The sequence below is a fragment of the Janibacter sp. CoH_79_TC_3 genome, assembly GCF_058197955.1.
Window position 1 is genome coordinate 1 of sequence record NZ_JBXWIV010000132.1, and the last position, 256, is coordinate 256.

The following is a 256-nucleotide window of genomic DNA, read 5'->3' on the forward strand; positions in this document are numbered from 1 at the left end:
GTAGAAATGGCGCGCGATTACTTCCAAAAACATCACACTCACTTTGATAAAGCTTTTTCTTCAACACAAGAAAGAGCATGCGACACCTTGGAAATTATTACGGACCACAAGATGCCATATACGCGTTTGAAAGACTTGCGGGAAAAGTGCTACGGTATCTTTGAAGGCCGCGATGAATTCTTGTTGCCATGGAACTACGGTAATTCTAATGTTGATCCAACTATGGAAAAAAATGAAGACGTTGTAGCTCGCATGC

General features: G+C 41.8%; 1 protein-coding gene. It reads left to right on the top strand.

All coding sequences use genetic code 11. The features are described from left to right. Positions 1-256, top strand: a 256-nt coding sequence (locus AC2FA3_RS15360; RefSeq protein ID WP_490510340.1) for a histidine phosphatase family protein, incomplete at both ends; no start/stop codon positions are given.